Source organism: Nostoc sp., assembly GCF_036918245.1.
GTDB lineage: Bacteria > Cyanobacteriota > Cyanobacteriia > Cyanobacteriales > Nostocaceae > Nostoc.
This window is the reverse complement of the sequence record NZ_JBALEF010000043.1, coordinates 254,544-271,697: the sequence shown is the minus strand read 5'-3', so window position 1 is coordinate 271,697 and position 17,154 is coordinate 254,544. Positions and strand designations below refer to the sequence as shown.

General features: G+C 41.3%; 18 protein-coding genes. 10 read left to right on the top strand and 8 right to left on the bottom strand.

From position 1 onward, the window contains the following. Nucleotides 1–53: 53 nt before the first annotated feature. Entirely contained in the window at nt 54–1,850 is a 1,797-nt protein-coding gene (locus V7L12_RS11120; RefSeq protein WP_335084341.1) for a hypothetical protein, read from the top strand. Between the two features lie 119 nt (nt 1,851–1,969). Continuing rightward, a complete protein-coding gene (locus V7L12_RS11115) occupies nt 1,970–3,439 on the top strand; it encodes a DUF1802 family protein (RefSeq protein ID WP_335084340.1) in 1,470 nt (489 codons plus the stop codon). A 105-nt stretch (nt 3,440–3,544) separates the two neighbouring features. Here V7L12_RS11115 and V7L12_RS11110 read toward each other — a convergent pair whose 3' ends face one another. From V7L12_RS11110 to V7L12_RS11090, 5 genes are all read right to left on the bottom strand, one after another. After that, nucleotides 3,545–3,907: an aspartyl protease gene (locus V7L12_RS11110; RefSeq protein WP_335084339.1), complete on the bottom strand. Its 363-nt coding sequence runs from the start codon at nt 3,905–3,907 to the stop codon at nt 3,545–3,547. Beyond that, on the bottom strand, nt 3,904–4,221 hold the full coding sequence (locus V7L12_RS11105) for a hypothetical protein (protein WP_335084338.1): 318 nt from the start codon (nt 4,219–4,221) through the stop codon (nt 3,904–3,906). The genes V7L12_RS11110 and V7L12_RS11105 overlap by 4 nt, the downstream gene beginning before the upstream one ends. Nucleotides 4,222–4,542: 321 nt before the next feature. Then, on the bottom strand, nt 4,543–6,129 hold the full coding sequence (locus V7L12_RS11100; RefSeq protein ID WP_335084337.1) for a glucose-6-phosphate isomerase: 1,587 nt from the start codon (nt 6,127–6,129) through the stop codon (nt 4,543–4,545). Between the two features lie 112 nt (nt 6,130–6,241). Next, the gene (locus V7L12_RS11095; RefSeq protein ID WP_251959737.1) at nt 6,242–6,499 is read right to left on the bottom strand and encodes a cytotoxic translational repressor of toxin-antitoxin stability system; all 258 of its coding nucleotides are present in this window, start codon (nt 6,497–6,499) and stop codon (nt 6,242–6,244) included. Nucleotides 6,500–6,561: 62 nt separating this feature from the next. Then, complete coding sequence (locus V7L12_RS11090; protein ID WP_104907481.1) at nt 6,562–6,759, bottom strand: hypothetical protein; 198 nt, start codon at nt 6,757–6,759, stop codon at nt 6,562–6,564. A gap of 203 nt (nt 6,760–6,962) precedes the next feature. Here V7L12_RS11090 and V7L12_RS11085 point away from each other — a divergent pair, with 203 nt between their 5' ends. The 4 genes from V7L12_RS11085 (at nt 6,963) to V7L12_RS11070 (ending at nt 10,405) form a co-directional block, all read left to right on the top strand. Then, on the top strand, nt 6,963–8,096 hold the full coding sequence (locus V7L12_RS11085; RefSeq protein ID WP_335084336.1) for a branched-chain amino acid ABC transporter permease: 1,134 nt from the start codon (nt 6,963–6,965) through the stop codon (nt 8,094–8,096). Beyond that, nucleotides 8,086–8,868: an ABC transporter ATP-binding protein gene (locus V7L12_RS11080; RefSeq protein ID WP_335084335.1), complete on the top strand. Its 783-nt coding sequence runs from the start codon at nt 8,086–8,088 to the stop codon at nt 8,866–8,868. The genes V7L12_RS11085 and V7L12_RS11080 overlap by 11 nt, the downstream gene beginning before the upstream one ends. A 186-nt stretch (nt 8,869–9,054) precedes the next feature. Beyond that, entirely contained in the window at nt 9,055–9,630 is a 576-nt protein-coding gene (locus V7L12_RS11075; RefSeq protein WP_335084334.1) for a Uma2 family endonuclease, read from the top strand. 82 nt (nt 9,631–9,712) lie between these two features. Next, complete coding sequence (locus tag V7L12_RS11070) at nt 9,713–10,405, top strand: Uma2 family endonuclease (RefSeq protein WP_335084333.1); 693 nt, start codon at nt 9,713–9,715, stop codon at nt 10,403–10,405. Nucleotides 10,406–10,488: 83 nt separating this feature from the next. Here the strand turns inward: V7L12_RS11070 and V7L12_RS11065 are convergent, their stop codons facing one another. The 3 genes from V7L12_RS11065 to glpX form a co-directional block, all read right to left on the bottom strand. Continuing rightward, the gene (locus V7L12_RS11065; RefSeq protein WP_335084332.1) at nt 10,489–11,079 is read right to left on the bottom strand and encodes a DUF2087 domain-containing protein; all 591 of its coding nucleotides are present in this window, start codon (nt 11,077–11,079) and stop codon (nt 10,489–10,491) included. Nucleotides 11,080–11,184: 105 nt separating this feature from the next. After that, nucleotides 11,185–12,471 carry a glutamyl-tRNA reductase gene (locus V7L12_RS11060; RefSeq protein ID WP_334816791.1) on the bottom strand — a complete coding sequence of 429 codons (1,287 nt, stop codon included), beginning with the start codon at nt 12,469–12,471 and terminating at the stop codon, nt 11,185–11,187. A gap of 240 nt (nt 12,472–12,711) precedes the next feature. Beyond that, nucleotides 12,712–13,749 carry a class II fructose-bisphosphatase gene (gene glpX, locus V7L12_RS11055; protein ID WP_334816789.1) on the bottom strand — a complete coding sequence of 346 codons (1,038 nt, stop codon included), beginning with the start codon at nt 13,747–13,749 and terminating at the stop codon, nt 12,712–12,714. Between the two features lie 363 nt (nt 13,750–14,112). On the opposite strand from glpX, the gene V7L12_RS11050 reads away from it, so the two are divergent. From V7L12_RS11050 to V7L12_RS11035, 4 genes are all read left to right on the top strand, one after another. Further along, the gene (locus V7L12_RS11050; protein ID WP_335084331.1) at nt 14,113–14,685 is read left to right on the top strand and encodes a DUF981 family protein; all 573 of its coding nucleotides are present in this window, start codon (nt 14,113–14,115) and stop codon (nt 14,683–14,685) included. Between the two features lie 48 nt (nt 14,686–14,733). Next, nucleotides 14,734–15,048: a glutaredoxin 3 gene (gene grxC / locus V7L12_RS11045; protein WP_099102680.1), complete on the top strand. Its 315-nt coding sequence runs from the start codon at nt 14,734–14,736 to the stop codon at nt 15,046–15,048. Between the two features lie 386 nt (nt 15,049–15,434). Beyond that, a complete protein-coding gene (gene tadA, locus V7L12_RS11040; RefSeq protein WP_335084330.1) occupies nt 15,435–15,920 on the top strand; it encodes a tRNA adenosine(34) deaminase TadA in 486 nt (161 codons plus the stop codon). A 112-nt stretch (nt 15,921–16,032) separates the two neighbouring features. Further along, nucleotides 16,033–16,791, top strand: a complete 759-nt coding sequence (locus V7L12_RS11035; protein ID WP_335084329.1) for a lysophospholipid acyltransferase family protein — start codon at nt 16,033–16,035, stop codon at nt 16,789–16,791. Nucleotides 16,792–17,154: the final 363 nt, after the last annotated feature.

Sequence of the window (17,154 nt, the reverse complement as noted above, 5' to 3'; positions counted from 1 at the left end):
GAGCAATCAAAAATCTAGTATCCAAAATCCAAAATTCACCTTACTTTAGATCCATGTCTAACGACAACGGCCTAATCGATGCTATCAAAAATCACAACCCATTTGACAGACCTTTAGTAGTTAGAAGTCAAGATATTTGGGTAACAGGTTTTCCTGATGTTCCGTCCTTAAATGCTCATGCCTCAGATGCTATTTTTGATGCCATTGAGATAGTTCGCACCAAACAACAACCAGTTATAGGTATTACCATCAAGGCTGAAAGAGGACTAGGCAAAAGCCATCTTATCAGTCGAATTCGCCGCCGACTTCAAACTGATGGTAGTGCTTTATTTGTCTATACGAGCGAGATTAACGATTTGAATCGAATTAAAGGGGAATTTTTACGAAATGTAGCAAATAGCCTCAAACAAATCGGTAGCCAAGGGATGAGCCAGTGGCGGGAATTAGCAACTGCTGTTTTCAATGAAGCTTACAACAAGACTTTCACACCTGATGAGATGGTTCGTCACTTTTCTGAAGTCTTAAAAGTAAATTCCAAAGTAGTGGAGCATTGGACGGATAGAGTCCTGGGAATTAAGCACGACATTGAAAATCCTGACATTATCGCTGCAATTTTATGGACACTCTCCTCTAATCCATCTGAGGAGCGTTACGCTATAAACTGGCTTGCGGGTCAAGAATTACCACAGTCAAAAGCTGATGCACTAGGTCTAGCAAATTCCAGCGCCCAGGATAGAGAAGCGCAAGCCTTCAGCACAGTTCGTCAAATTCTAGACTTAATTAGTGATTACAAACCAATAGTCATTTGTTTTGACGAATTGGAAAGTATCCTAATGTGTAATGACGCAGGATTCACAGCATCACAAGTTACTGCTATTTTAGCCAAAGACTTATACGACAAGATTAAACGGGGTGTTTTTATAACGGCGATGTTTCCTCAAACCTGGACTGATCAAATAAGAGCATTGAAAGAGGCTGAATCAGTTACAGATCGGATTGCTCAAAAGACTATTGAGTTAACTTATCTCAAATCGGAAGATGTTATTGTCTTAGTTTCCCAGTGGTTGAGAGACTTTTACGATCAACAAGGAGTAAAGTCACCTAATTCAGTTTATCCTTTTGACGAAGAGAAGCTGAAAGAACTGGGAAAGGAAAGACCAATGGTAAGAAAAGTATTACAGTGGTGTAAGGAAAACTGGACTACTGAGTTGACACCACCACTACACCCAGTAGAATCTGCTTACAAGAAAGAACTTGCAGCCGTTGAAAGTAAGATACAAGATGATATAGAGGATAAAACTAAACTCGCTAATGCTCTGCGATTCAGCTTTTCCACGTTAGTTGGACAAATTTTAGAAAATGTCCAAATTACAGAAATTGCAGATATTAAAGCTCGTAGCGTAGACCAAGGATATATTAATTTTAAAATTGTTGGTCAGGAAAATGGCAATGTTGTAAAAATTGGAGTATCAGTTCTTCAAGGAGTCAGTGGTAGGTTCCTACAGGCTGGATTAAAACGCTTAATCGAATATAAAGAATTTGATTTAACTCGTGGTTGCTTAATTCGTTCTAAAAAGATTAGTAGTGGCACTAAAGCAAAACAGTATTTAGATATACTTTTGTCACCTCATCTAGGCGGGGAGTGGGTATTGTTAAAAGCTGAAGAAATTAAGCCTATTTTAGCAATTAATTCTGTTATTCAAGCCCGACATGATTATGAATTATCTGAATTACAAATAACTGATTTTGCTCTAAAAAATAGGATAATAATTGATAATAATCTCATCCATGAAATTCTCAGCAATCCATCTGGACAAATTCCTGAAGATGCTATTGATGAAGATACTTAAAACAGGTGTATATTGTTGCAATAAATTTCCCTCAAGCTAGAAGTTTCAGGCTAAAGAAATGAAGTCCGTATAGGTGGACTTGGTTTCTTTAGCGGCAAGATTTGGATTTTTTAGCAATTATGAATAATTCTGCTGTAATTAATACTGCTATTTGCTTGCCTGCGCCAGATATTGAGGCATTAATTCAAGGACGAACGATTGTGGCGATGTCCAAAAATTATATCGTTCCAGAGCGTCAATTTGCGCTTTATCCAATGGATTCTTCAATTAATGTGTTGCCAGTTGAGCAGTACTATCACACAAATTTCTTGGCTAATGCCAAAACTGCTCTTACCCAAGTAGGTGTTGAAACTATATCAATTAAAGCTTGGGTAAGGTGTGAAAAGTGTGAACCTTTGCATAATACTGAATCATTGTCTGCTTTATCACCGCTAACAATTTGGACTACAGAAGCCTTAAAAGAAATATTAAGGCAACGACATAATATTTTTTTGTTATACTTGCGCGTTTATCAGTTGCCCAAACTAATTACACTCTCTATCAATGCAAACAGCCAGTTTATTTATTTAAATGAGCCTTTAACTATTTCTGAAGCAAAACCCGTATTAAACGATCGCAGCTTCGCCCAACGCAAACACCAATTAGAAAATCGACAGCCACTGCTGCATCCTGAACTAGAAGAATTGCAGAGTGCGATCGCATCCCTAACCATTAGCCAACCAGCAGCTAAACAATTAGACGACGATATCAAAGTATTTTTGGGTTGGAGTAGTGACAAGCTAATTAAGCAACCCACTCTAGATTTAGCTTGGATAAATAATATTGCAAAATTGGGCGATCGCAGCATCGAGCTAGAGCAGAAAAAAAGCAACTACCAAGCTGGTACAGATTTTGAAAACATCGCACGTCAAAGTCTGGAGTTTTTAGGATTTAAGGTTGAAAATGCTTACAAAGGTGGCGCTGGAGGCTTAGATTTATTTTGTTCAAAACCTTACCCTATTGTTTGCGAGTGTAAAGCGGGTAGGCTTATTCCTAGCGGTACGGTTGAGGAATTAATTAAGCTAGGCGGAATGCATTTAGGTGGTAATCAATTTCTTGATTCAGCAAAATTAGTAATTGGCCCAGGTAATCCATCTACGGATATACTAAAAGCCGCGCAAAAATGGAAAGTAAGTATTATTAATGCTATGACTTTACAAAAGTTAGTTGAATTTAAAGCAAAATATCCAGGTGCTATTAATTTAGTCGAATTACAGCAATATCTAGAACCTGGGCAAATTGACTATAAAATTGATGAATATATTGAGAAAACTGAGAAAGATATTAAGTTGCGATCGCAGATTATCACAGCAGTCAAAGAACTTTCTGAACAAGACAACGAAACTTCAAAAGCTAGACATCCGAGTTTCACTATTACAGAAATTCGTGTTCATTACAATGCTACTCATAATCCCCGACTAAATGATGAAGCAGTTCACGATTTACTGATAGAACTTTCCTCACCCTTAACAGGCTATTTAGGGCGAATTAAAGGTAGTAATTGGAATAGCGATCGCTTTTACTTTCTCCGTAATTTACCTATTAACTAAAGATAGCAAAATATATTTATTTTCTTATCTTTACGTTCTCTGCAATTCTGTAGTTTGTTAAAAATAACTGAAGTGCGTAGGCGTAGGCAGCCGTAGGTATTGCAGTTAACCAAAAGTTAATATACCAGCCTGATAATTCACCATCAACGGCAGAATTTTTAGCCACTCTGAACCTAACAAAACCTCAGTAATTTCATCCCCTGCATAAACAGGAATTTCATACTCTTGTTCGTTTAATATCAACTTACCTGAATATATTTTAAATAAGGTTTCACTCTGTGCAGTTCGCAAAGTTTCCTTACCAATATAAGCCCAGTTCAGACTCTCTAAATCTTGTTTGTTAATAGCCAGAAAGCCTGTGAAACCCGTATCTAACATGGCATCTACAGGCAAATTTAATCCATCATAAGTTATTAACTCAATTTCAAAAAATAGTTGCCCTTTTTCCCAAAATTTACCCTGAATCATATTGTGCCAGTTGTTCCAGTTTCATTTAAACAAAAAACACAGTGATCAGTATTTGGGTATTTTTCAAGGGCTTTTTTATGAGCCTGCATTTTATCTACATCGATCAAATAATCACCACTATTTGGCTCTACTGCAATATACCAACCATAGTGTTCCTGAATAAAATCGGGACGTACACGGTCAAAAATTTCCCGACAGCGATGATAAAATACTTCATCTTCAGCTTTGCGTCTAGCAAGTTCTTCTGGTGGTAAAGTGCGTTGCGGAAAGATTCTGCCTCGAGGTGCAGGTTGTTTTGCAGTTGATTCGGTCATAGTAATTAACCCTATTTGTTAATGCTGTCTTAACTTTATTTTACAGAAAGATAAAGGCGATCGCTGTTTTTTACCCAAGAGTTACTTTAATCAACGCCTTATGGCAATTCATAATTAAAATAAATCGTAATTAAGCAAAGGAAGAGAAGAAAGAAATGCTTAACTCAATGGTCCTGAGTTATGAAACTTAATTACGAATTACGAATTATACAGTGAAGCATCCTAGACGGAAGATATATCTTCTATTTAGGATGCTTCACAATAAAAAATTGTTGCTGAGACAACAATTATGGACAAAATGTGATATTTAGACTAGAGTTATCAGCTAGCAGAAACGGTCAAATTACCGGGTTTCTGAAGATCACCTTGTAAAACTACACCCCGCTGATTGGCATGGATATGACGCAAAATCTTGTAAATTGCCTCAACTTGGTCTGATGCGCCTGCCTTCTCGGCGAGTTCTTCAAGAGAAAGGGGAGTTTTTTCTTTTTGTAGCACTGCTACCACTCGTGTTTGTAAATCGAGAATCGAGGCGGCAGCTTTTTTGCCAGCTTCTACACCTGGTTGATGGTAGGCGTTGACGTTGACCAAGCTAGCATACAAACCAACAGCACGTTCGTACAAAGCAATTAATGCCCCTACAATTCGGGGGTTAACTTGGGGAATCGTGACTGTAATTGAATCGCGGTGATTTTCATAAAGCGCTTGTCGGGTTCCTTGGAGAAAACCGGAAAGATAATCGCCTGATGTAACTCCCGGATCTATTTCAGTCGATGGGCCTTGACGATCTTCTAACACTTCGATGAAGGTAGCAAAGAAATTCGCTACACCCTCGCGTAACTGCTGGACGTAAGCGTGTTGATCTGTTGAGCCTTTGTTGCCATAAACGGCGATACCTTGATGGACAACGTTGCCGTCTAAGTCTTTTTCCTTGCCCAAGGATTCCATCACTAGCTGTTGTAAATAGCGACTGAATAAAAATAAGCTGTCCTTGTAAGGTAGAACAACCATATCTTTTTCACCCTTTCCATTGCCTGCAAAGTACCAAGACAAAGCAAGCAAGGCTGCTGGGTTATTTTTCACATCTGGGACGCGGGTAGCGTCATCCATTTCTTTTGCACCATCTAGCATGGCGCGAACATCAATGCCCTGCAATGCGGCTGGTACTAGCCCCACAGCAGACATTTCTGAGGTGCGTCCTCCTACCCAGTCATACATCGGAAATCTCGCCAGCCAGCCTTCATCTTTGGCCAGCTTATCGAGGTTGCTATCAACGCTAGTAATAGCTACCGCATATTGGGCAAACTCCAAATTGTGTCCGGCATAAGCTTTTTTAACTTCAATCATGCCGTTCCGGGGTTCCGGTGTTCCTCCAGATTTGGAGATCACCAATACCAAAGTGCTGGCGAGGCTATTTCGCAGATAATTGATAACGCGATCAATACCTGCGGGATCGTTGTTATCGATAAAGTGAAGTTTCAGGGGCGGGAAATCAGGAGCGAGAGCTTCCGCGACGAATTGGGGGCCGAGAGCAGAACCACCAATGCCGATGGAGATAATATCCGTGAAGCGGCTTGCTCTGGGAGGATGAATAGCACCTGTTTGGACTTTTTCCGCAAAGGCTTCGATTTGTTCTAGAGTTTGGACTATTTCTTGTGTAAGTTCTGGAGCTGGCGCTAAATCAGGATTTCGCAGCCAGTAGTGTCCAACCATGCGCTTCTCGTCAGGATTTGCGATCGCACCCTTCTCTAGTTGAGCCATATCCGCAAACGCCTTGTCAAACTTCGGCTGCAACGATTCCACAAAGGCATCATCGAACCGTATCCGACTCACGTCTAAGTACAGTCCCAATCCCTCGTGGAAATATAACCAGTTTTGGTATCGTTGCCAAAGTGCCCTAGCATCCATAGGGAAATCTCAAATAAAGTGTTTTTCAAAAACCAGTTTAATGTAAGGTTATAGCGATCCCTGCCTAGCCTTATACAGTTTACAGCTTTCAGTGTTCCCTTGACTCTTGACTTTAAACATCTGGCATAGGGATGACACGCAGAAATTTCACAATTTCACCCCGAATTTCTATACCAATCAGATAATTGTCTAGGGTGAAGCGGTGAAAAATGCCTTCACTATCAAGCTGTCGCAGTTCTTTTAAATCACTCAATTGCCACTTTTGGGCTAACTCAATAAAAACAAAATCATGCACCCGCTCGTAGGCGGCAGGTTCTAAATTCTTCAGGTCTAGCAAAAAAGACCTGGCATAGCGCATTTCCAGACTCACTGGGCGTTACCTTCACCAAAACTTGAGGGGCCACTGGTACAAGAGAAGAAAGCGCTGCTGAATCAGAAAAACATCAACAGTCTTACCGCTTCTTCATGGGTTAAGATATCCCACGGTTGCTGCGATCGCTTGACTTTTTGTATGGCTTTGAGCATATAAAAGTCATAATGTAAAGCTTCGAGAACGTTCCAAATGTCTTGCAAATCGTCATCGCCTAACTGCTCGATTAAGTGATGCATTCTAAGTCGCAGCAAATTCATACGTCAATTATTCCCTACCACCAAACATCAACAATAAATAGTATTCCCATAAAATTAGCTCCGCTCAAGCTACGCTAAAATTTATTCGCCCGGCGAACAGGGCAGAGGGGTAGGGGGCAGGGAGCAGGGGAGACAAGGAAAATAACCATACCCAATACCCAATGCCCAATACCCAATGCCCAATGCCCAAATAACTATTTAATATGGTTGACTATCTCATTTTCTTAGCAATTTCTACAGCACTTTTTGCTCTATTCGCACTAGGACTGAATTTACAGTGGGGCTTTACAGGGTTAATTAACTTTGGTCATATTGCTTTCATGACCCTGGGAGCATATACAACGGTATTGTTAAGCTTAAAAGGCGTACCCCTACTGGTATCGGCACTGGCTGGGGCAATTGTCGCTGCCTTGTTGGGTTTAATAATTGGTTTTGTAACTCTCCGCTTACGGGAAGATTATTTAGGAATTGTCACCATTGGTACGGGCGAATTAATTCGTTTGGTGGTAAATAATCAGGAATTACCTGTGGGTGACACCTGGATTTCTGGGGCGTTTGGTGTACAAAGTTATCCTATACCCCTATCCACAGAGCCAAGTTTGTTTGTCAGATTAGTAATGATTGGGCTTTTGACGCTGCTGGCTGCTGTAACTTTCTTTACGTTGTGGCAATGGATTCGTACCACTCAAATATCTCGGACTACTGATTTGGGCAAAAGGACAACTAGCAAACAAGAATTTGTATCACGCTTGGGTGTGGGAATTGTGTTAGCAATTTTGGCGGCAGCGATTTATATTTCTGGGGTAATCGGACTGTATAACTACAACCCAAAAGCGGCTTTAATGCTGGTGTTACTGCTGGTTTTAGCATTTGTATACTGGCGGTTAGAAATTTTGGTGCGCTCGCCTTGGGGTAGAATTCTCAAAGCCATCCGCGAAGATGAAGAAATTCCCAAGGCATTGGGAAAAAATGTCTTTTGGTATAAATTACAATCTCTCATGCTTGGAGGTGCGATCGCGGGTATCGCTGGTGCTTTCTTCGCTTGGCAACTTAGCGCTATTTACCCTGATAATTTCCAACCGCAGATCACTTTTGACACTTGGATTATGGTGATTTTAGGCGGTTCTGGGAAAAATGTCGGCACAATCGTAGGTGCGGTAATTTTCTTTGCTTACGATGCGCTGACGCGAGAAGTCTTACCCAGAATCGTTTCCCTTGATGAAGCACGTTTGGGCGCATTTCGCATCATGGTAATCGGACTAATTTTGATGGTACTGATGATTTGGCGTCCTCAAGGTATCTTAGGGAAAAAGGAGGAACTCACCCTTGGTAAATAACTATTCATCCCGGCTTCCCCTTTTGGTAGCCACTGGACTTTCTAAAAGCTTTGGTGGTGTCAAAGCAGTTAATGAAGCGAAAATCGAAGTTGCTAAAGGCAGTATTACGGGCTTGATTGGCCCCAATGGTGCTGGCAAAACTACTTTATTTAACTTACTCTCAAACTTCATTCGCCCTGATAAGGGACGAGTGATTTTTGACGGCGAACCGATTCACAATCTGCAACCATATCAAATCGCCCAGCAGGGGGTAATCCGCACCTTTCAGGTTGCACGAACTCTCTCGCGTTTGTCGGTGTTAGAAAATATGCTGCTGGCGGCACAAAAACAAACGGGTGAAAATTTTTGGCAGGTGCAGTTGCAACCGCACGTTGTCGCTAAGGAAGAAAAGCAACTCGAAGAACGAGCAATGTTTTTATTAGAATCAGTGGGCTTGGCCAAAAAAGCACACGATTATGCTGGTGGTTTGTCTGGTGGACAACGTAAGCTGTTGGAAATGGGACGAGCGCTGATGACTAATCCCAAGTTAATTTTGTTGGATGAACCGGCTGCTGGGGTGAATCCGAAACTGATTGATGATATTTGCGATCGCATTATTACTTGGAACCGTAAAGACGGAATGACCTTTCTGATTATTGAACACAATATGGATGTGGTTATGTCCTTGTGCGATCGTGTTTGGGTACTTGCCGAAGGGCAAAATTTAGCTGACGGTACACCCGCAGAAATTCAAACCAATCCAAAAGTTCTAGAAGCTTATTTGGGGAAATAGAGTGCGATTAGCTTTCTCCTCCAAAGCTCTCCCTGTGTGGGAGAGAGGCTTTTATTCTTGCTCTGATTCGCTGCTAGGCAACGGTTTAAGGCTTAGGTTTGAGAGAAAGTCGCACACGGTGTCAAATCTTCGGAAATTTGGCTCTTGTTAAAATCGAGTTGTATATCTCAGTGGAAAAAGCTTTTTATGTCAATGATGACAGTCAGAGATTTAGAGCAAGTTCAAACCGCTTTTACCGAAGCAGGTTTAGATTACCAGCTGGAACTCGAAAATGGGAAAATTTCAATTATGGGGCCGTCAGATATTGTATCCAGCGAAATCAGTAGTCGTCTCATCGCCTTTCTCTTTACTTGGATAAATCCTCGTCGCTGGGGAAGAGTATTTGATTCCGCTGGCGGTTTCATCATGCCAGATACAAACCTCAAAGCACCCGATGTTTCCTTTGTTCGAGCTTCCCGACTTCTCCAAAGTCCTCGTTACTTTGGAGAACTTGTCCCTGACTTGGTAGTAGAAATTAAATCTCAGAGCGATAAAATTAAACTTATAGTAGCCAAAATTCTGAAATTTATAGAACTAGGAGCGATCGTCGGGATTCTGATTGACCCTGATGAAGAGACAGTTACAATTTATCGCTCTACAGGCGAACCGACAGTTTTAGAAAATAGCGATATTTTAACGATACCAGAACTTTTTCCCGGTTGGGAATTGCCCATTACTGAATTGTGGCCTCCTATCTTTACCGAGGAAGAAACACAAATTTAGTGAATAATTTTGGTAGCGACTGAACCTATCACTTAGAACTGTCCCAAACTATGAGAAACTCGAAGAGTGGAGGCGTAGCATTATGGTAATCACTCCTAATACCGCATCTGAGGTCATCTACCTCGAAAGCGATGGAAAACCAATGGCGGATAATACCAAGCAATTTCGTTGGATAGTAACTATTAAAGAAAATTTAGAAATTTTATTTGCATCGCAATCAGATGTATTCATTGCTGGAGATTTATTTTGGTATCCAGTTAAAGATAATCCTAACATCAAACAAGCACCTGATACTCTGGTAGTGTTTGGTAGACCCAAGGGAGATAGGGGTTCTTACAAGCAATTTGAAGAAGAGAATATTCCGCCACAGGTGGTGTTTGAAATATTATCTCCTGGTAATACAACTAAAGAAATGGCAAAGAAACTCCTGTTTTATCAACGCTATGGAGTTGAAGAATATTACATTTACGACCCAGACCGAAATGAATTAACAGGTTTTCTGCGCTCAGAAGATTGGTTGCAAGAAATTAACCAGATTTACGGGTGGATAAGTCCCCGTTTGGGAATCCGCTTTGAACTCACCCCACAAACTCTAGAAATATATCGCCTTGATGGATATAAATTTCTTACACCCGTTGAGCTTGACCAAATACGTACACAAGAACGTCAAGCCAAAGAAGCAGCTCTCCAACAACTGGAGGAAGAACGCCAACGATATCAAGATTTATTGACACGACTGCAAGAGCGGGGAATTGATCCAGAACAATTATTGTGAAAATCGAAAAGTTTCGATCTCCGACTTCTTACAGAAATCGGGGATTTTGCTTGTTGTTGGACTAGACACACTCAAGCAGCTTTTTAGAATGAAATAGCCCTGCAATAAACCCCATTCTCTCGCTGCATTAACTGATAACCAATCAACTCTCGCCGCAGGGTGGCGCAGTCAGGATGGTAGCGTTTGAGAATGTCATTTACCAGGCGTTCAGGGTAGTTGATTCCCACTTCAAATTGGTTTGCTAACCACTTGAGAATTACTAGGCGCTTTTTGCGACTAGCAGGAATTTCTTTGAGGCGTTGGACGGAGTCCTTGTCGGAGACATCGCCCTCGAAATAGTTTTTCAACACTTTGCTTTCCCAAGCCTCAGTATCCACATCCTCTATCAAAGATGCTATTTTCTCAGGTGTGAAAATTTCCTTACTAATGCTTTGCAAAGCCTCACTATCCAATTGATATAGACGGCTATTGCCTTTGGGACGCATTGTCACCAAATTTAGCTCTTTAAGTTTCGCTAAATGATGAGATACCGTCGGTTCCTTGAGTTGCAGTAGCACCGCCAATTCTTCAACACTGCACTCCTGATTCGCCAGGATACCTACAATCTTCAATCGGCTATCATCCGCTAATGCCTTGAAAAAGCGCAGTAAGATATTAAATTGCTCTGGTTGCATAACTTACTTCTAATTAGACATCTATCTAATTAGAAGTATATCTAATTTCAAACTGATTGGCTCAGAACCCCAACTTCTCACCAAAAGTCGGGGTTGTTGCTTAATTTAACTAAACTGTTCCTCTGCATCGAGGTTGAACAGCATTTGCAGAGTTTGCATACAGCGCCGTCTAGCTTCAACATCTTGCTGCGATCGCAATTGCACCATCGGGTCATGTAAAATTTTATTGACAATTCCCCGTGTTAATGCTTCAATCACCTCTTGATGTTTTTCGGCGAATTCCGAACCCAATCTCGACAAAGCTTTTTCTAACTCTTGTTCGCGGATGGTTTCGACTTTGTTTCGCAGACAGCTAATAGTGGTAACAGTTTCTAAACTGCGCCACCAAATATCAAAGGCTTCCACTTCTTCCTCTAAAAGTCTTTCTGCTTCCTGTGCAATCTTCCTACGGCTTTCGTAGTTTTGTGCTACTACTGCCTTTAAATCATCCACATTAAACGCTTGCACATTTTCCAATTCATTTACATCCGCATGAACATTACGCGGCACAGAAATATCAAATAACATTAGAGAGCGCTGAACTTCTAAAACCATTTCCAATTTGGCACGGTCAAGTATTGGCTCTGTTGCCGAAGTGCTTGTAAAGACTAAATCGCTATCGGCAATTACTGCCATCATTTCTGATAGCGGATGAATTTGAATAAGTTGTTGAGGGAACTGCTTCGCTAATTCTTGGGCGCGATCACGAGAGCGATTTACAATACTAATTTCCACAGCACCTTTAGAAAGTAGGTGTTGCACCAGCAGCCGCGACATTTTACCAGCACCCAGAATTACCACTCGGCAAGCAGCTAAATTTGCCACTTTTAGCTGCGCTAACTCTACAGCAGCCGAACTGATAGAGACAGCGCCAGTACCAATACTAGTTTCAGTACGAACCCGCTTACCAGCTGTCAGCGCTTGTTTAAATAATCGATTCAAAATGGTTTTTATACCGTTATATTGCTGTCCCAGTTTGTGAGTAGTTTTCACCTGAGCCAGAATTTGACCTTCTCCGAGTACCAGACTATCTAAACCACCTGCTACCCGCATCACGTGCATGACTGCATCATCATGTAGCAGTATAAACAAGTGTTGTCGCAGAGAAAGCACGGGTAATTTACTGTATTCTGCAAGAAACTGCGTTATTTCCCGGATACCTTGGTCTGCTTCACTGGTAACAATGTAAATTTCCAGGCGGTTACAAGTACTAATAATTGCAACTTCGTCAATATGGGAATAGCTGGCTAGTTGAGCGATCGCACTTTCAATTTGTGGTTCTGGAATGCTCAGTTTTTCCCGAACTTCTACTGGGGCTGTTTTATGGCTTAACCCCACCACTGCTATATTCATTTGCTAAATCGTAGTTACTAATTGGTAGTTGGCAATCGGGCATTGAGTGAGAATAGGGAATGGGGAATTATTATTTATTGGTTGATAGTTTTTTCAACCAACAAACAATAACTAATCACTAAATACTAACTACTAACTAGTGTAAGAATGAAGCATTTGGGTGAATATTTTTCCATTTTATAGAAAGATTTATTTCCAAATGCTTTACCCCTACTTTTACCATTCCCCATTCCCTAAAAATTAGTTCAGTTGGAGAACTTTTGGTTCACCAAACAAGTGAATTGTGTCAACAAATCGAGCAGTTTTCGACTGGTTGGAAATAACCAAGCTTTGAGTTCTTGCCCCGTCCTTGAAGAAACGTACACCTTGCATGAGATTACCACTGGTAATGCCGCTAGCAGCAAACAGAATAGTTTTACCAGATGCTAGTTCATGAGCATCATATACCTTATCGGGGTCATTGATATTCATAGACTTTAAGCGATCGATATTGGCTTCTCTGCTTTCTCCAATCAGACCTGTTTTTACGACTGCTGGATCGTAAATCAGTTGACCTTGGAAATGTCCACCCAAAGCACGCATTGCTGCTGCCGAGATTACACCTTCAGGAGCCGCACCGATACCCATCAGTGCGTGGATATTAGTTCCAGCAAAACCACAGCTTATAGCTGCACCCACATCACCATCTGAAATTAGGGCGACTCTCGCTCCAGCCTCACGGATTTCTTTAATTAAATCGTTATGGCGTTCGCGCTTCATGACTACTACTACAAGTTCATCAATACCCCGGTCTAAAACCTCAGAGAGAATCTTCAGGTTTTCCGTGGCTGACTTGTTGATGTCTACCTTGCCCTTAGCTGCGGGAGGTGCTGCTAACTTCTTCATGTAAAAGTCAGGAGCAGCAAATAATCCACCCTTTTCAGAAATTGCCAACACAGCCATCGAACCAGGTTGTCCATAAGCTACCAAGTTCGTACCTTCACAAGGGTCAACGGCGATATCAATTTCAATTAGTTCATCAGGGTTACACAAACTACTGGCATTTGGTTGGGTACAAATACCAACTTCTTCCCCGATGTATAACATAGGCGCATCGTCGCGTTCGCCTTCCCCAATCACAATGCGACCGCGCATATAGATTTTATTCATCCGCTCCCGCATAGCTTCCACAGCTACCTGGTCAGCGATGTTTTTTTCGCCTTTACCCATCCACTTTGCGGATGCGATCGCGGCTTGCTCTACTACTTCAATAATCTCTAACCCAAGTGTATTTTCCACAGAATTTGCCCTCTCAGCTGCTTGAATTTGCGTCGTTTCATCTGCCTATTTCAGTTTTCAAGTCTACCAAAGGGCGGATACACGTGGAAGAAAGTTAAGTTTTACTGCTAACTCGTTAGAAAAGTGCCAGTTAACACATCCTGATTTTTTACTCATAATTACTCCAGTATAAAACCTGTTCACAAGTAACTAAGTTAAAAACTTGCACAAATGGGTAGCAGTATATATCTAGATATCTAGAACATTGCTTTTCTTCATTATCTATCTTTAGGTATAAAATAATAAATAAAAAAGCTGGTAGATTCACCAAAAACTGAAAAATGAGACGCAGAGTAAAGAGGTTGTTAAATTAAGAGGTTAATCGTGTTTATCGACTACATCACCCTCATGTTAATCAACATGGTAGCTGGATTATTTCTCCTGGCTGACTATGTATATCGTGGTATAGATAGTTCTAATCAAAGACCGTGGATTCCGGGATTTGGAATTACGGGTGCGATCGCACTCACAACTGGTTTACACATGAGCTTCACCTGGCCAGTAATGGGTAGCTTTAATATTGCCTTTGGTGAAACAAGTGTTCTATTTGGAATCTTGTTTGTGGCAGCCGCAATCGCCCTAGCTCAAGGTTGGGATTTATTGACAATCGCAGTTTACGGCTTCTTTGCTGGTGCAGTTGCGATCGTAGTCGGTATCCGGATCATCAACTTGAATTTGACAAAGCAACCGCTTTTATCAGGAATCGGCTTTATTTTAACTGGATTAGGTGGTGTTTTTGCAGCGCCAACTCTCTATTGGAAAACCAACCGAACTTGGCGGCTAATTGGCGTAGCAGTGCTGATAGTAGCCGCTCTAATTTGGGCATTGACTGGATATTTATCTTACTGGAATCATTTAGAGAGTTTCCAAAAGTGGGTTCCAGCGCCGATGCGGTAAGCAATGATCTAGGCTAGAGACATAGTTAAAACCTTGCTTAAGATCAATATGCTGGACTTTCTTAATCCCCTTTTAAATCGGCATCCAGAGCGAGTCAAAGCCAATGTCGAACTTTACACCTGGCAAACTTGTCCTTACTGCATTCGTGCCAAAATACTGCTGTGGTGGAAAGGTGTAAATTTTACTGAATATAAAATCGACGGTGACGAAGCAGCCAGAGCGAAAATGGCAGAACGCGCTAACGGCCGCCGTACCGTACCACAAATTTTTATCAATAACCAGCACATTGGCGGCTGCGATGACCTCTATCAGCTAGACACACAAAGTCAACTCGATCCCCTTTTAGCCCAAGCCGCTATTTAGAAATTAAATTAGCCCCCAACAATTTCTTTGGTGATGCGATGTTGGGCAATTTTGGATTTTAAATTGCTCGGTAAACAAGTTCGTAGTAAGGACTTTAGTCCTTAACCCTGTTTTGTCACTCTCGGAAAACAATAATTGAACCCAGATTTTGAGATTGTGAATTAATAAAGCTTTGAGGCTTTATTTTCTAACAATAACTAAAATCTCTAGTAAAAAATCGGAAACCAAAGCACCAAAAGGCTTTCAGCCATTGGGTTCTCCCACTCTGACAAAAGAGGGTTAATTTTCTAAGCACTAAAGTGCTTACTACAAACCCTAAACCCTCAAAACTAGCTTGACAAAGTGCCAGTAAACTGTAGGGCAAGGAATATCGAATTGATAAGAATATGCTAACTAAGTATACAGAATATCTTATACATCAACAATGGATGAGTTATGCCCTAGAATTAGCAAAAACAGCAGGTGAAGCAGGTGAAATCCCTGTAGGTGCTGTTATCATTGATTCGACAGGCAAATTGCTAGCGCAAGGAGAAAACAGAAAAGAGCGCGACAAAGATCCTACCGCTCATGCGGAAATTCTCGCTCTCAAGACAGCGGCAACAACTTTACAAAATTGGCATTTTAATGAATGCACCCTCTATGTAACTCTCGAACCTTGCCCGATGTGTGCAGGTGCGATCGTCCAATCACGATTAGGATTACTTGTATATGGAGTAGACGATACAAAAACTGGCGCAATTCGTACAGTTATTAACATACCCGATAGCGCTGCTTCTAATCACCGCTTACAGGTAATCGGAGGCATACTAGAGTCAGCTTGTCGTCAGCAATTACAGGCTTGGTTTGCCACTAAGCGGCGTCGGGTAAAATAACGGACAGAGGTAAAACTGTCCATCTAGTACGACACAAGTCACACAAGAGAATCTACGGTGTAACTAATCAGGCATTTCATTAAATTTTACCCGTCAATCAGCTGCATCCGTCATGATGGAATTTTACTCTTCATCCGATACCTGCCAGCACACCTCAGCAAATCCTCAGGTAGATAGCACTACCTCAAGGGTTTCTCCTTGGTTAAGTCCCCTGGCATATTTATTAGGGCGTCACTGCCTATTACCATTATTCTTTAGACAAATTAGAATAACCGGACAAAAAAATATCCCTACAACTGGGCCTGTGATCCTTGCGCCTACTCATCGGGCGCGTTGGGATGCCTTGCTCGTACCTTACGCTACCTCTGATTGTCGCAGAGAACAAGACTTGCGGTTTATGGTGACTATTGACGAATGCCAAGGTTTGCAAGGCTGGTTTGTCCAACGTTTGGGGGGGTTTGCTGTAAATTCTAAGCATCCGTCAATCCGCACGCTGCGACATGGAGTAGAACTACTTCAGCAGCAAAAAACCCTGGTAATCTTTCCAGAAGGTAACATTTTTCGTGATGGGCAAGTTCATCAGTTGAAGCCAGGAATTGCTCGTCTTGCTTTGAGTGCTGAATCTAGTCATTCCGGGCTGGGAGTGAAAATTATACCCGTAGGCATTAACTACAGCCAACCTTATCCCAATTGGGGTACAGATGTGAGTATTGACATTGGCTCTCCAATCAAAGTCGTGGATTACATGAATGGCTCTATAAAACAAGATGCCAAAAGCATTACAACTGATTTAGCAAAGGCACTGCAACAGTTAAGCCATCAAGAAACAAAAATTACTAACCACGCATTTGCAGAAATTACTAATTCTTGATGTAGTTAAACCTGATAATCATTGACCGTGCATAATTCAGAAACTGCACTTTTTCAATATTTGACACTAATTACTAACTGCTATATTCATCCTGAGTAAGTCACAAAAGATTAGTGGTATTTTGCAACCCTTGAGGATGTATACATATATAGATTACCCTCTATTGATGATATATTCAGCCAATTTGGCATTTTTTTGAGCCAATAGCTAATTAATTGTCTGAAAACTACTGAATTACTTGATGATAAAGATTTTGATTATTTGGTCAGATAGTTAAATAAAAGTTGGAAAGCGCCGACTGAAGACATCGTTATTCTTAACTAGTTTGGTGCGATGCCTACGGCGGGCTACGCCTACGCAAAT